Genomic DNA, 12,847 nt, shown 5'->3' with positions numbered 1-12,847 from the left:
CACATAATGAGCGAGAGCTTTGCGGATCTTTTCGAAGAAAGTTTGAAAGAAATCGATATGCAACCGGGTTCCATTGTTCAGGGAACCGTTGTAGACGTCGATAACGACTGGGTCACCGTTAACGCCGGACTGAAGTCCGAAGGCGTTATCCCCGCCTCCCAGTTCCTGAACGAAAAAGGCGAGTTGGAAGTAGCTGTCGGCGACGTTGTCGATGTGGCTCTCGATGCAGTTGAAGACGGTTTCGGTGAAACCCGTCTGTCCCGTGAGAAGGCCAAGCGCGCTGAAGCATGGAAGGTACTCGAGAAGTCCTTCGAAGCTGAAGAAGTTGTTAAGGGTATCATCAACGGTAAGGTCAAGGGTGGTTTCACTGTTGATCTGGCTGGCATCCGTGCCTTCCTGCCGGGTTCCCTGGTAGACGTTCGTCCGGTTCGCGACACTGCGCACCTGGAGAACAAAGAACTCGAATTCAAGGTTATCAAGCTGGACCAGAAGCGTAACAACGTGGTTGTTTCCCGCCGCGCCGTTCTGGAAGCTGAAAACAGCGAGCAGCGTGAAGCTCTGCTGGAAACCCTGACCGAAGGTCTGGAAATCAAGGGTATCGTCAAGAACCTGACTGACTACGGCGCGTTCGTAGATCTGGGCGGTGTTGACGGCCTGCTGCACATCACTGATATGGCCTGGAAGCGCATCAAGCATCCGAGCGAAATCGTGAATGTGGGCGACGAAATCAATGTTAAGGTCCTGAAGTTCGATCGCGAGCGTAACCGCGTATCCCTGGGCCTGAAGCAGCTGGGCGAAGATCCGTGGGTCGACATCAAAGGCCGTTACCCGGAAAGCTCCAAGGTTACTGCACGCGTAACCAACCTGACTGACTACGGCTGCTTTGCCGAGCTGGAAGAAGGTGTGGAAGGTCTGGTTCACGTATCCGAAATGGATTGGACCAACAAGAACATCCACCCGTCCAAGGTTGTTCAGGTAGGTGACGAAGTTGAAGTGATGATTCTGGATATCGACGAAGAGCGTCGTCGTATCTCCCTGGGTATCAAGCAGTGCGTATCCAACCCGTGGGAAGATTTCTCCAGCAACTTCAACAAGGGTGACCGCATCTCCGGTAAGATCAAGTCAATCACTGACTTCGGTATCTTCATCGGTCTGGATGGCGGCATCGACGGCCTGGTTCACCTGTCCGATATCAGCTGGAACGAGACTGGCGAAGAAGCCGTTCGCGAGTACAAGAAGGGCGACGAAGTTGAAACCGTTATCCTGTCTGTTGATCCCGAGCGTGAGCGTATCTCTCTGGGCATCAAGCAGCTGGAAAGCGATCCCTTCGCCGAGTTCGTTCAGCTGAACGACAAGGGCTCCATCGTTAAGGGTACTGTTTCTGCAGTTGACGCCAAAGGCGCCACCATTGCCCTGAACGAAGAAGTTGAAGCGGTACTGAAGGCTTCCGAAATCAGCCGTGACCGCGTAGAAGACGCGCGTAACGTTCTGAAGGAAGGCGAAGAAGTTGAAGCGAAGATCATCAGCATCGATCGCAAGAACCGCGTCATCAACCTGTCTGTTAAGTCCAAAGATGTAGAGGACGACAAGCAGGCCCTGGAAAATGTACGCAGCAAGGCTGCTGAGTCCTCAGGTGCCACCACTATCGGTGACCTGATCAAGGAACAGATGCAGCAGCAGAACGCCAACAAGGAATAAAATCCGATTGGTGTCAAAAAAACGGGCTCTAAGAGCCCGTTTTTTTTGTGTTTTTTTCTGGTTTGGCTAAACTAGAGGCATTGGAATCCGGTAAGTGACCACGGAATAATAATGACAGAGGGAGACGCCTCATGACGAAGTCCGAACTGGTAGAACTGATTGCCTCGAAGCAGACTCAGCTCTCCGTCAAGGATGTTGAGCTCGCGGTTAAAACGGTCATCGAGCATATGTCCCAGGCTCTTGCTGATGGTCAAAGAATTGAAATCCGGGGGTTTGGTAGTTTTTCCCTGCATCACCGGGAAGCCCGCACCGGTCGCAACCCGAAAACCGGGGAAGCGGTTCAATTGCCTGCCAAGTTTGTGCCCCACTTCAAGCCTGGTAAAGAGTTGCGTGAGCAGGTGAACGACAGTCTGAAAAAAGGCTTCTGAACCACGCCCGCACTGATCAAAGGACACCGTAGCATCGGGCGAACTGCCCGTCTGGAGCGCAAACGACATGGCTGGACTGCAGAAGATCCTTATCACCGTTCTGGTTCTGCTTCTTATTTTGTTGGCGCTGGTGTTCTCGCTCAACAACCAGATGGCGGTCTCGCTCAATTTCCTGTTGTTCGAGACCCAGCCTCACGGTGTGGCAGTCTGGATTATCATGTCCTTTGTGATTGGCGCGCTGATTGGCGTGCTGATTACCATGCTCGCAACTTTCCGCACCTCGGTATCCCGCCGTAACCTTCAAAAACGACTTGATCGTGCCGAGCAGGCACTTGAAAAATCCAGGGCCGAAAACGACCGGACGCTGTAATGGAGATGGTGTTTAACTGGCTGCTTCTGACAGTAGCGGTTGCCGCCGGCTGGGTCGTTGGCCGCTACAGTAAGCAGCGCCATCGTTCCCGCAAGAGCATTGATAACGAAGATTCGGTTCGGGATCGTCTGCAGTTTCTCTTTACCAACTATTCTGACCAGGCGGTCGAGAACTTCGTGCAGTCCCTGGCTGTTAACCGGGACACCGTCAGCCTTCATCTCTCTATTGGCAGTCACTTCCGCAACAAGGGCGAGACTGACCGGGCGATTCTGATACACCAGAACCTGCTTGCCCGTCCGGAGCTGCCGGCACGCTACACCCCCCAGGTTACCTTTGAGCTGGCCATGGATTACCTGAACGCAGGTCTCCTTGACCGGGCCGAGGCGCTGTTTCACCAGTTAATGGGCGATCGCGAGTACGGCCGCAGGGCTGCCCGGGAACTAATCGAGCTGTACCAGCAGGAGCGGGAATGGGAGAAAGCCGCCCAGGTGGCCCAGACGCTGACCCGCTCCGACGCTGACCCCGCCATGTTCAAGACCCTGGCCTATATAACCTGCGAACTGTCCGATGCGGCTTTGAGCAAAGACGACCGCTGGACATCCCAGAAGCTGGCCAAGGAAGCCCTCGATTACGATCGCTCCTGTGTCAGAGCGACCCTTCTGCTGATGAAAATGCAGATACGCCAGGGCAACTACCGGGAGGCCGGCAATCAAAGCCTGAAAGTATTCGAGCAGAATCCGGACTTTGGCCCGGAAGCCGTGGACCGTCTGATGAAATTAGAGCGGGAGCATGGCGACGTAGGCCGGTTGGTGAAGAAACTGCGCAAACTCTACGAGCAATATCCCGGCACCAGTTTGCTGCTGGCGCTGGTAGAATCCGTCGAGCGCTCGGCAGGGCGGCCGGCAGCGATTGACCTGCTGCGCCAGGAGCTGGAACTCCGGCCCTCCGTTCGCGGCTTGCTGCGCCTGGTTGAAATTGCCGGATATGAAAAGGGCATGACCACCGATGAAGGCCGGTTGGTAAGCCGGATAGGGCACCTGATCCTCGCCAACCGGCCAGTATACCGGTGCGTAAGCTGCGGTTTCTCCGGCCAGCAACTGCACTGGTTGTGCCCGAGCTGCAAGCAATGGGAAACCGTCAGGCCCATTCAGGGCGTCGAAGCGGAATAACGAACTTAATTTACCGAATGCGGAACTCTACTGTGCAAACCCTTAACGACCCGAAAATCATCGTCGCCCTGGACTTTCCCTCCCAAGGCCCTGCGCTGGCCCTCGCTGACCAGCTGGACCCGGCCAAGTGCCGCCTGAAAGTCGGCAAGGAACTGTTCACCCGCTCCGGCCCGGAACTGGTCAAGTCGCTGCAGGGCAGGGGCTTCGACGTGTTCCTGGACCTGAAATTCCACGACATCCCGAACACCACTTCTGCGGCCGTTGCTGCTGCGGCTGATCTTGGCGTCTGGATGGTGAACGTGCACGCCTCCGGCGGGGAAAAAATGATGGTGGCCTGCCGCGAGCGCCTGGAGTCCTTCGGTGCCGACAAGCCCTTGCTGATTGCCGTTACCGTGCTTACCAGCATGTCTGACGCCGACCTCGCCGGCATCGGCATCACCGACTCTGCAGAAGCCCAGGTATCCCGCCTGGCAGCCCTCACCAGGAACTGCGGCCTGGATGGCGTCGTCTGCTCCGCCCAGGAAGCCCCGCGCCTGAAAGCCGAGCAGGGTGCCGACTTCCAGCTAATCACCCCGGGAATCCGCCCCCTGACTGCCGACAAAGGCGACCAGCAACGCATCATGACCCCAACCGATGCCCTCAAAGCCGGCTCCGACTACCTCGTCATCGGCCGCCCGATTACCCAGGCATCTGACCCCCTGGCTGCCTTGGAGGCCATTCACGCTGAGGTGGTGTCAGTCTAACTTCGGTTAAAGCGCCTACTCCGCACCTAGCCTGCCGGGTTCGCGGGTAGGGCGCGGATGGGTGTCCCTCCCGAAAACCGCTCCTTACGGCACATCCCTGTGGCGCTTCTCTCCGGCCATCCATGGCCTCCGAAATTTTCGGGAGGGACACCCATCCGCTCCCTTCTGGCAAATGCGAGCATAGTCGTTAAGAGATCCAAGTGGTCTTGCTTGTTATTTGCGGTGTTAGGGGTGGGGACCTCACTACACTGTTCCGGGCTTTTGGCTGCCTATACTGGCAGTGTCCAAATGGCGGGGTGGGGAAGACCTTTCCGAAAATTTGCGGAGCCATGGATGGCGGAGCAGAAGCGCCACAGGGATGTGCCGTAAGGAGCGGTTTTCGGAAAGGTCTTCCCCACCTCGCCATACTCCAGGCCCTGCCGGCTAGGGCCAGAACCAGACAATGCCACCATTAGCCCCAGGAAGAAAACCATAAACGAGGCATGACAAAAAAGCCCGCTAATTCAGAGAACTAGCGGGCTTTCGAAATAGTGGCTCCCCGACCTGGGCTCGAACCAGGGACAAACGGATTAACAGTCCGTTGCTCTACCAACTGAGCTATCGGGGAACGTCGTCATGTGACGAGGCGCGTATATTAAGTTGGCTATACCGCCTCGTCAACCCCCTGACTAAAATTTTTAGCCAAGGGCTTTCTGCAAACGCTCGATGGCCTTTCGCAGGTTATCCATGCTGGTGGCGAAGCTCAAACGCATATGGCCGGGGCTGCCGAAGGCAGAACCCGGAACCAGTGCAACGCCGGCTTCGGTCAGCAGTTTTTCGGCGAATTCTACGTCTGTACTCACGCCTTCAGTGGCGTCGATAGCGCCCTGGAAGCTCGGGAATACATAGAAAGTGCCGTCGCCGTAGGGGCATTCAACGCCCGGCAGTTTGTTCAGGGCGTCTACCAGCCAGTCGTGGCGCTCTTTGAATGCCTTGACCATTTCACCCACGCAAGCCTGGTCGCCATCCAGGGCGGCAGTCGCGGCAGCCTGGGAGATGGAGCAGGGGTTGGAGGTGCTCTGGGACTGGATTTTCTTCATGGCGCCGATGATTTTCGCCGGGCCGGCCGCGTAGCCGATACGCCAGCCAGTCATGGAGTAGGCCTTGGACACGCCGTTCAGTACGAAGGTGCGGTCGTACAGTTCCGGGCAGGCGTTCAGGATGTTGCAGAACGGCTTGCCGGTCCACAGGATCGGCTCGTACATGTCGTCTGTGGCGATCATGATGTTGGGGTGCTTTTTCAGCACTTCACCAATGGCCTGCAGCTCTTCCAGGGAGTAGGCCATGCCACTCGGGTTGGACGGGCTGTTGATCACGAACAGGCGGGTGCGCTCGGTAATGGCGTTTTCCAGCTGTTCCGGGGTGATTTTGAAGCGGGTGTCTACGGTGGTTTCGATGATCACCGGCTTGCCTTCCGCTACCAGCACCATGTCCGGGTAAGACACCCAGTAAGGCGCGGGGATGATGGCTTCGTCGCCTTCGTTCAGCGTGGCCAGTGCCAGGTTGAAAAAGCTCTGTTTGCCACCACTGCTTACCAGTATCTGGTTGGCTTCGTAATCCAGGCCGTTGTCCCGTTTGAACTTCGCAATAATCGCTTTCTTCAGGGCCGGCGTACCATCAACGGCGGTGTACTTGGTCTGGCCGTTGTTAATGGCTTCAATGGCTGCCTGTTTGATGTGCTCGGGGGTGTCGAAGTCCGGCTCGCCAGCACCCAGGCCAATGATGTCCTGGCCAGCCGCGCGGAGTTCTGCGGCTTTGTTGGTGACTGCGAGGGTGGGGGAAGGCTTGATCGCCTGTACTCGGCTGGAAAGTTGAAGGTCCAAACTTGAGCTCCTTAAAGCTGCGTCTTATGGGCTGCGATCGGCCGGGCAACTGTGGAGCCAGAGGTGCAGGCTGTTATTTCTACCCAGCCGTCGATCGCACAGATGGTATCATGAAGCTGCCAGAACACTAAATTTCTTGTAGGGGTTGTGCCGTATTGCGGCCAGCGCCAAACCCGGAGGTTAACCGCCCGTTATGGCCAGTAAAGCATCCAGTGTCGCCCGTGAAGGAGTGTTCCGTGTCGACTCTCCCTATCAACCTGCCGGCGACCAGCCCAAGGCGATTGCCGGGCTGGTGGACGGCATTCACTCAGGGCTGGCGCACCAGACCCTGCTGGGGGTAACCGGCTCCGGTAAGACCTTCACCATTGCCAATGTGGTGCAGGAAGTTCAGCGGCCCACCATCATCATGGCCCACAACAAGACCCTGGCCGCACAGCTATACGGCGAGTTCAAGGAGTTCTTCCCGGATAACGCGGTGGAGTATTTCGTGTCTTACTACGATTACTACCAGCCGGAAGCCTATGTGCCGTCTTCCGACACCTTTATCGAGAAAGACGCCTCCATCAACGAACACATCGAGCAGATGCGCTTGTCTGCCACCAAGGCGCTGCTGGAGCGGCCGGATGCCATTATCGTGGCCACGGTGTCTTCCATCTATGGTTTGGGTGATCCCGAATCCTACCTGAAGATGATGCTGCACCTTGATCGCGGCGATCAGATTGATCAGCGCTCGATCCTGCGCCGGCTGGCCGAACTGCAGTACACCCGTAACGATATCGAGTTCCACCGCGCCAATTACCGGGTGCGCGGAGATGTGATCGATGTGTTCCCGGCTGAATCCGAGCGCGAAGCCATTCGCATTGAGCTGTTCGACGACGAGGTGGAAAACCTCAGCTACTTCGATCCGCTCACCGGGGAAGTGCTGCGCCGGGTGCCCCGGGTGACCATTTACCCGAAATCCCACTACGTGACGCCCCGGCAAAAGGTGCTGGATGCGGTGGAGAATATTCGAGCGGAGCTGGAAGTGCGCCTGCAGCAACTTCGGGACAACCACCGGTTGGTGGAAGCCCAGCGGCTGGAGGAACGCACCCGCTACGACATGGAAATGATGATGGAGCTGGGCTACTGCAACGGCATCGAGAACTACTCCCGCTATCTGTCGGGCCGTGCCCCGGGCGAGCCACCACCCACCTTGTTTGATTACCTGCCACCCAATGCCTTGCTGGTGGTGGACGAGTCCCACGTAACCATTCCGCAGATCGGCGCCATGTACAAGGGCGACCGCTCCCGGAAGGAAACCCTGGTGGAATACGGCTTCCGGCTGCCGTCGGCACTGGATAACCGGCCCATGCGGTTTGAGGAATGGGAGAGGATTGCACCGCAGATGATCTTTGTGTCTGCCACCCCCGGCAACTACGAGGCGGAACACGCCGGCCAGGTGGTGGAGCAGGTGGTGCGGCCTACCGGCCTGCTGGACCCGGAAATCGAGGTGCGCCCGGCGTCTACACAGGTGGACGATTTGCTGTCGGAGATTCACAAGCGGGTGGCGGTGCAGGAGCGGGTACTGGTGACCACCCTGACCAAGCGCATGGCGGAAGACCTGACCGACTTCCTGATGGAACACGACATCAAGGTCCGGTACCTGCATTCGGACATCGATACCGTGGAGCGGGTGGAGATCATCCGTGACCTGCGCCGGGGCGAGTTTGATGTACTGGTGGGCATCAACCTGTTGCGGGAAGGCCTGGATATGCCGGAGGTGTCACTGGTAACCATTCTGGATGCAGACAAAGAAGGCTTCCTGCGCAGCGAGCGTTCCCTGATTCAGACCATTGGTCGGGCAGCCCGTAACCTGAACGGCAAGGCGATTCTGTACGGCGACCGGATAACCGGTTCCATGCAGCGGGCCATTGATGAAACTGAACGTCGTCGCGCGAAACAGTTGGCTCATAACGAAGAACACGGCATTACCCCCAAGGGGCTGAACAAAAAGATTGCCGATGTGATGGAAGGCGCCACCGGTGGTGGTCGTGGCCGGCGCAAGGCGGAGCGCCCGGGCCAGAAGGCGGCGGAAGAAGCAGAAAGTTACCTGGTGAAGGCGGGCAAACGCTCACCGGAAGACCTGCTCAAGGAAGTCGCGCGCCTTGAAGATGATATGTACAAGGCCGCCGCAGACCTGGACTTTGAAACGGCCGCCCGTCTGCGGGACCAGATTTCCGAACTGAAGGAAGCGGCTATTCGTACTGGTTGATCAGGACCGCTTCGGCCCGACGATCACCGCAGCCTGCAAGGGCTGGTTGCGGCCATAGCGAGACATCTTGTCGAATACCCGGCGGTCGATGGGCAGGTATTGCTTATCGGCTACGGTTTCGCCTTCTTCGGTATCGATTTCCGGGTCGTGCAGGTACACGAAGTCCTCGTCTATGGCACACACGGTCACCCAGTGCGGTACCCGGCTGCGGTTCAGCTGCCAGGTGCTGATCAGGATCACCGGAATACGGCCTTGGTGCAGGGCTGTTTCCATGGCGTCCAGCGTTAGCGGGTCGTGGTGCAGCTGGATATCGGTCTGGCCTATGTCGTACAGGAAGCCTTCGTGCACCAGTTCCAGTACCCGTTTCTTGTCCTCGTTGCGGACGGTGTCCTTGAACAGGGCGCCTTCCTGGCTGATCCACGCGCTGGCCTCGAAGCCCCGGTGCCAGGCGGACAACGCCAGGCCGTGGGGCCCGCAACCGCCGTGGCCGGCCAGCATGAAAATGGTGGTGGCTTCGCGCCAGATTTGCAGCTCTTCCAGCGTGCTGACCGGCTGCTGCTCATCCAGCGCGGCCATGGCCATGATCAGTGCCGACGGCCCGCAGGTGAATTCGGTGGTCTGGGGGTAGTAGGGCACCGGCAGGAATTCCCGGGACGGTTCGTAGTACAGAATGCGCCGTTCGAACCGCAGGGCGTTGCCGTGGTCTTCGTAGTAATCCCGATAGGTGCCGAACTGGCGATAGCCCAGCCGCTTGTAAAGATTGATGGCGCCGGTGTTGTCTTCCCGAACTTCCAGGCGCATCAGAATCCGGTCTGCTTCTACCGCTTCTTTCTCTGCCTCACGAACCAGCTTCTCGCCCACGCCCCGGCCGCGAACCGAGGGTGATACCGCAATGGAATAGATGCGGGCCAGGCGGGTGGCCGCATTCATCAGCACCAGGCAGTAGCCCACCAGTTCAGATTCCTGCCGGGCGACTATCAACCGGTCTCTGGGCATGTCCAGGAAACGCTTGAAACTGCGGCGGGATATCCGGTCTTCAGAGAAGCACCGCTGTTCCAGTTGAACCAATGCATCAAGGTCTTTAGCGACGGCTTGTCGGAGAATTACATCGGTCATGTTTCTGGGTGTCCCGGGTGTATCAGGCGGAAATGGCGGGCGCCGTTCCTGCAGCTATTATGGTAGAGAGCGCGGTGTTCCGATAGCCGGCCGTGATGCGTAAAAGCACGCATCGAAAGCCGATTGTGAAGTACTGTGCGCCGGCGTATTGTTGCGCGAAATAACCCCGGCTGAACCTTCAGGGAGGAATGCCGCTGATGTCCCGCTTGTTGATTGTTGTGGACCGTGCCAAAGACTGGGCGCCGTACTACCCCAGCGAAGATGTGCTCACTTTTGACCAGTACTTGCAGTTTACCGCGCCGGCTAACAGCCGGGTGCGGGTGATCAACCTGTGCCAGAGTGGCAAGTACCTGAGCCGGGGTTACTACTGCTCCTTGCTGGCCGAAGCCCGCGGCCATCATGTGGTGCCGTCGGTGATGACGCTGAATGACCTCAGCCGCAAGGGACTTTTCTCCCTGGAGCTGGAGGAACTCGACAGCAGTGTTATCCAGTGGCTGGTAAAAGAGGCCAGGGAAATTGACCCGTCTACCGATGCCCGTGAAGCGACCCATGAGGTTCGGATTCGCACCTATTTCGGCCAGGCCGAGCATCCGGACCTGAAGCCTGTCGCCCGCGCCCTGTTCGAGCGTTTTCCCTGTCCGATTCTTGAAGTGGTGTTCCGGCACCGGAAACAGTGGCAGATCGAGTCCATGAAGCCGGCGTCTCCGTCTGACCTGGGCGAGCCTGAACAGGATGTCTTTGCCGCTGCACTGGATCGGTTCAGCAGCATGGTCTGGCGCAAACCCCGCACCCGCCGGCGTTACCGGTTCGACCTGGCCATGCTGGTGAACCCGGATGAGGAAATGCCGCCCAGCGATGAGGCTGCCCTGAAACGCTTCGAGAAGGCAGGGCGCAAGCTGGGTATCAATGTGGAGCGGATTACCCGGCGGGACTATATGCGGCTGCCGGAATACGACGGCCTGTTCATTCGGGAAACCACCGCCATTGACCATCACACCTACCGGTTCGCCCGCAAGGCAGAAGCCGAGGGCATGGTGGTGATTGATGACCCGGTTTCCATTCTGCGCTGCACCAACAAGGTGTTCCTGGCGGACCTGTTGAAGAACAACAAGGTGCCCACGCCAAAGACCCTGATCCTGTCGAAAGACCAGAAAAACGCGGTTGAGCAGGTGGTGCAGGAGCTGGGCTTTCCGGTGGTGATCAAGATACCGGACGGTGCTTTCTCGCGGGGTGTGGCCAAGGCCCGGGATGAGAAGGAGTTGCGGGCGGGTCTGAAGGAGTTGTTCAAACAATCTGCCTTGGTGCTGGCCCAGGAGTACTTCTATACCGATTACGACTGGCGTATTGGTGTGCTGGGCGGCCGGGCGATTTACGCGTGCAAATACATGATGGTGAAAGGCCACTGGCAGATTTACCAGCATGGTGGCGCGTCGGTGGAGAGTGGTGGCTTTGAAACCATGCCCACCTACGAGGTGCCGCGCAACGTGATTCAGGCGGCGCTGAACTCCACGCGCCTGATCGGTAACGGCCTGTACGGTGTAGACATCAAACAGGCCGGTAACCGGGTTGCGGTGATTGAAGTGAACGACAACCCGAGCATCGATTCCGGCGTTGAGGACAAGTTCCTGGGCGGTGAACTGTATACCCTGATCATGCAGGAGTTTTTGTCCCGCATGGAGGAAAACCGCCGCCGCTGATCCCGGTTAAGCGAAGCTGCCGGGTCAGGTGGCCGCCACCCAAACCCGGACGCTGCCAAACCAGGGGTAATCGGCAAGAACCTGGCGGACTGTTTCGTTGGTCAGTTCCGGGGTGGGGTGATCCTCGTCCAGGAACAGTTCCAGGTGCACCCGGTTTTTCAGGTAATGAAGTCGGAGCTTGCTGTGATGGGGCAGCTCGCCCAGGGCGTTCTGAAGGTATTCCCGCACCTGCTCGCGGGAAGGAAGGTCCGGCTCGGCAGGGTGGGGGTACTTCTCGTCGTTCTCGGCATCGATGTGAAAATTGATATCGAGGATGTTACCAAGGGCCTCGCGCATACCGGCAACCACCTTCATGCCAATCTGATGGCCTTCCGACACGCTGATCTCCGGGCGTACCACCAGGTGAACGTCCAGCAGGATATCGTGGCCCATCCGGCGGCTGCGCAGTTCGTGAACGTTTAGAACGCCATCGGTCTCCATGGCAATGTTCTTAAGCATGCGGGTATCTTCTTCAGAGAGACTGGTATCGACCAGTTCTTTCACGCTGTCCCAGGTGAACTTCCAGCCAATGTGGATAATGATGCCGGCAATCACCACCGCGGCGACGACGTCCAGCCACACAAACCCAAGCATCGCGCCGATGGTGGATACCAGCACCACAACCGATGAGAACGCATCGGTGCGACTGTGCCAGGCATTGGCAATCAGCAGGTCAGAACGGATGCGGATACCAACGCGCCGGGTGTAGCGGTAAATCCATTCCTTGCTGCCAACGGAAATAGCCGCCGCGACCAGTACCGGCCAGCCGGGAACTGCCAGGTCTTCGCCGGACAACAGGCGCAGAATGTTCTCCCAGGCCAGGGCTGCACCTACGGCAATCAGAATGCTGCCCAGAAGCAGGGTGCCCAGGGTTTCGATGCGCTGGTGGCCGTAGGGGTGGTCGGCATCCGGGCCTTTCCGGGATAACCGCATGACCGCCAGTACCACCCAGTCAGAGACCACATCGGTAAAGGAGTGGATGCCGTCGACGACCAGGGCCTGGGAATGGAAAAGAGTACCGCCAATGACTTTCATGACACCGAGAAAGGCGTCAAGAAACATCCCGATCAGGGTAACCCGGGAGGCAGCATGCTTTTCCTTTTCCAGGTCGGGCTGTGGGCGGTGATGTGTTGGGGAAGGCTGTTCCATTATCCGTGGCTCCGGGGATTTCTGACAGTGGCCAGTATAGCGTGAACAAGCGCTTGACAGGGCCGGATTAATCAAGAAAGACGGATCGATTTATGCACATGATGACCAAACAGTTACCCGCTAGCATTTTGCTCCAACTTTCGTCAAATCTTATTTGGATCATTATAAATCATTGAAAAATAACAACAAAAAGACTGGTTAAAAAATGATCATTTTGTAGGCTGGCGCAGTTATCAAGGGGTAGAAACGTTTGCCCCGACGTTTTCAACAGGGTTATCCACAGATTCCGTGGAAAAGCCGCGCAAGCCCTTTGAGCATGGGGCTT

General features: G+C 57.7%; 10 protein-coding genes and 1 tRNA gene. 7 read left to right on the top strand and 4 right to left on the bottom strand.

Annotation, left to right across the window (positions count from 1 at the left end):
* Positions 1-6 precede the first annotated feature (6 nt).
* The 5 genes from rpsA (at position 7) to pyrF (ending at position 4,408) form a co-directional block, all read left to right on the top strand.
* Positions 7-1,698, top strand: a complete 1,692-nt coding sequence (gene rpsA / locus AC13DJ_RS01880) for a 30S ribosomal protein S1 (protein WP_022990024.1) — start codon at positions 7-9, stop codon at positions 1,696-1,698.
* Between the two features lie 131 nt (positions 1,699-1,829).
* Positions 1,830-2,126, top strand: coding sequence for an integration host factor subunit beta (locus AC13DJ_RS01875; RefSeq protein ID WP_022990025.1), 297 nt, complete (start codon positions 1,830-1,832; stop codon positions 2,124-2,126).
* A gap of 67 nt (positions 2,127-2,193) precedes the next feature.
* On the top strand, positions 2,194-2,496 hold the full coding sequence (locus AC13DJ_RS01870) for a LapA family protein (RefSeq protein ID WP_058340484.1): 303 nt from the start codon (positions 2,194-2,196) through the stop codon (positions 2,494-2,496).
* Positions 2,496-3,665, top strand: a complete 1,170-nt coding sequence (lapB, locus tag AC13DJ_RS01865) for a lipopolysaccharide assembly protein LapB (protein ID WP_482934148.1) — start codon at positions 2,496-2,498, stop codon at positions 3,663-3,665. The genes AC13DJ_RS01870 and lapB overlap by 1 nt, the downstream gene beginning before the upstream one ends.
* 32 nt (positions 3,666-3,697) lie before the next feature.
* The gene (pyrF, locus tag AC13DJ_RS01860; protein WP_323126993.1) at positions 3,698-4,408 is read left to right on the top strand and encodes an orotidine-5'-phosphate decarboxylase; all 711 of its coding nucleotides are present in this window, start codon (positions 3,698-3,700) and stop codon (positions 4,406-4,408) included.
* Between the two features lie 531 nt (positions 4,409-4,939).
* On the opposite strand, the gene AC13DJ_RS01855 is transcribed toward pyrF, so the two are convergent.
* Positions 4,940-5,015, bottom strand: a tRNA-Asn gene (locus AC13DJ_RS01855).
* 70 nt (positions 5,016-5,085) lie between these two features.
* On the bottom strand, positions 5,086-6,270 hold the full coding sequence (locus AC13DJ_RS01850) for a pyridoxal phosphate-dependent aminotransferase (protein ID WP_022989147.1): 1,185 nt from the start codon (positions 6,268-6,270) through the stop codon (positions 5,086-5,088).
* 193 nt (positions 6,271-6,463) lie between these two features.
* Between AC13DJ_RS01850 and uvrB the strand changes: the two genes are divergently transcribed.
* Complete coding sequence (uvrB, locus tag AC13DJ_RS01845; RefSeq protein ID WP_022989148.1) at positions 6,464-8,521, top strand: excinuclease ABC subunit UvrB; 2,058 nt, start codon at positions 6,464-6,466, stop codon at positions 8,519-8,521.
* Here the strand turns inward: uvrB and rimI are convergent, their stop codons facing one another.
* Entirely contained in the window at positions 8,522-9,637 is a 1,116-nt protein-coding gene (rimI, locus tag AC13DJ_RS01840) for a ribosomal protein S18-alanine N-acetyltransferase (RefSeq protein WP_474543801.1), read from the bottom strand. It lies immediately after the preceding gene.
* A 197-nt stretch (positions 9,638-9,834) separates the two neighbouring features.
* On the opposite strand from rimI, the gene AC13DJ_RS01835 reads away from it, so the two are divergent.
* Positions 9,835-11,334, top strand: coding sequence for a RimK family protein (locus tag AC13DJ_RS01835; protein WP_474540090.1), 1,500 nt, complete (start codon positions 9,835-9,837; stop codon positions 11,332-11,334).
* Positions 11,335-11,358: 24 nt separating this feature from the next.
* Here the strand turns inward: AC13DJ_RS01835 and AC13DJ_RS01830 are convergent, their stop codons facing one another.
* Positions 11,359-12,522 (bottom strand): cation diffusion facilitator family transporter, encoded by a 1,164-nt coding sequence (locus AC13DJ_RS01830; RefSeq protein ID WP_474540091.1) that lies wholly within the window; start codon positions 12,520-12,522, stop codon positions 11,359-11,361.
* Positions 12,523-12,847: the final 325 nt, after the last annotated feature.

This window comes from Marinobacter sp. L-46 (genome assembly GCF_056859535.1).
Note: the sequence above shows the minus strand (reverse complement) of the source record. Positions and strands in the feature narration are given on the sequence as shown.

What these genes read in the sequence shown, in the direction of transcription:
- rpsA (WP_022990024.1), top strand. Translation starts at nt 7, where the DNA reads ATGAGCGAGAGCTTTGCGGATCTTTTCGAAGAAAGTTTGAAAGAAATC.
- AC13DJ_RS01875 (WP_022990025.1), top strand. Translation starts at nt 1,830, where the DNA reads ATGACGAAGTCCGAACTGGTAGAACTGATTGCCTCGAAGCAGACTCAG.
- AC13DJ_RS01870 (WP_058340484.1), top strand. Translation starts at nt 2,194, where the DNA reads ATGGCTGGACTGCAGAAGATCCTTATCACCGTTCTGGTTCTGCTTCTT.
- lapB (WP_482934148.1), top strand. Translation starts at nt 2,496, where the DNA reads ATGGAGATGGTGTTTAACTGGCTGCTTCTGACAGTAGCGGTTGCCGCC.
- uvrB (WP_022989148.1), top strand. Translation starts at nt 6,464, where the DNA reads ATGGCCAGTAAAGCATCCAGTGTCGCCCGTGAAGGAGTGTTCCGTGTC.
- rimI (WP_474543801.1), bottom strand. Translation starts at nt 9,637, where the DNA reads ATGACCGATGTAATTCTCCGACAAGCCGTCGCTAAAGACCTTGATGCA.
- AC13DJ_RS01835 (WP_474540090.1), top strand. Translation starts at nt 9,835, where the DNA reads ATGTCCCGCTTGTTGATTGTTGTGGACCGTGCCAAAGACTGGGCGCCG.
- AC13DJ_RS01830 (WP_474540091.1), bottom strand. Translation starts at nt 12,522, where the DNA reads ATGGAACAGCCTTCCCCAACACATCACCGCCCACAGCCCGACCTGGAA.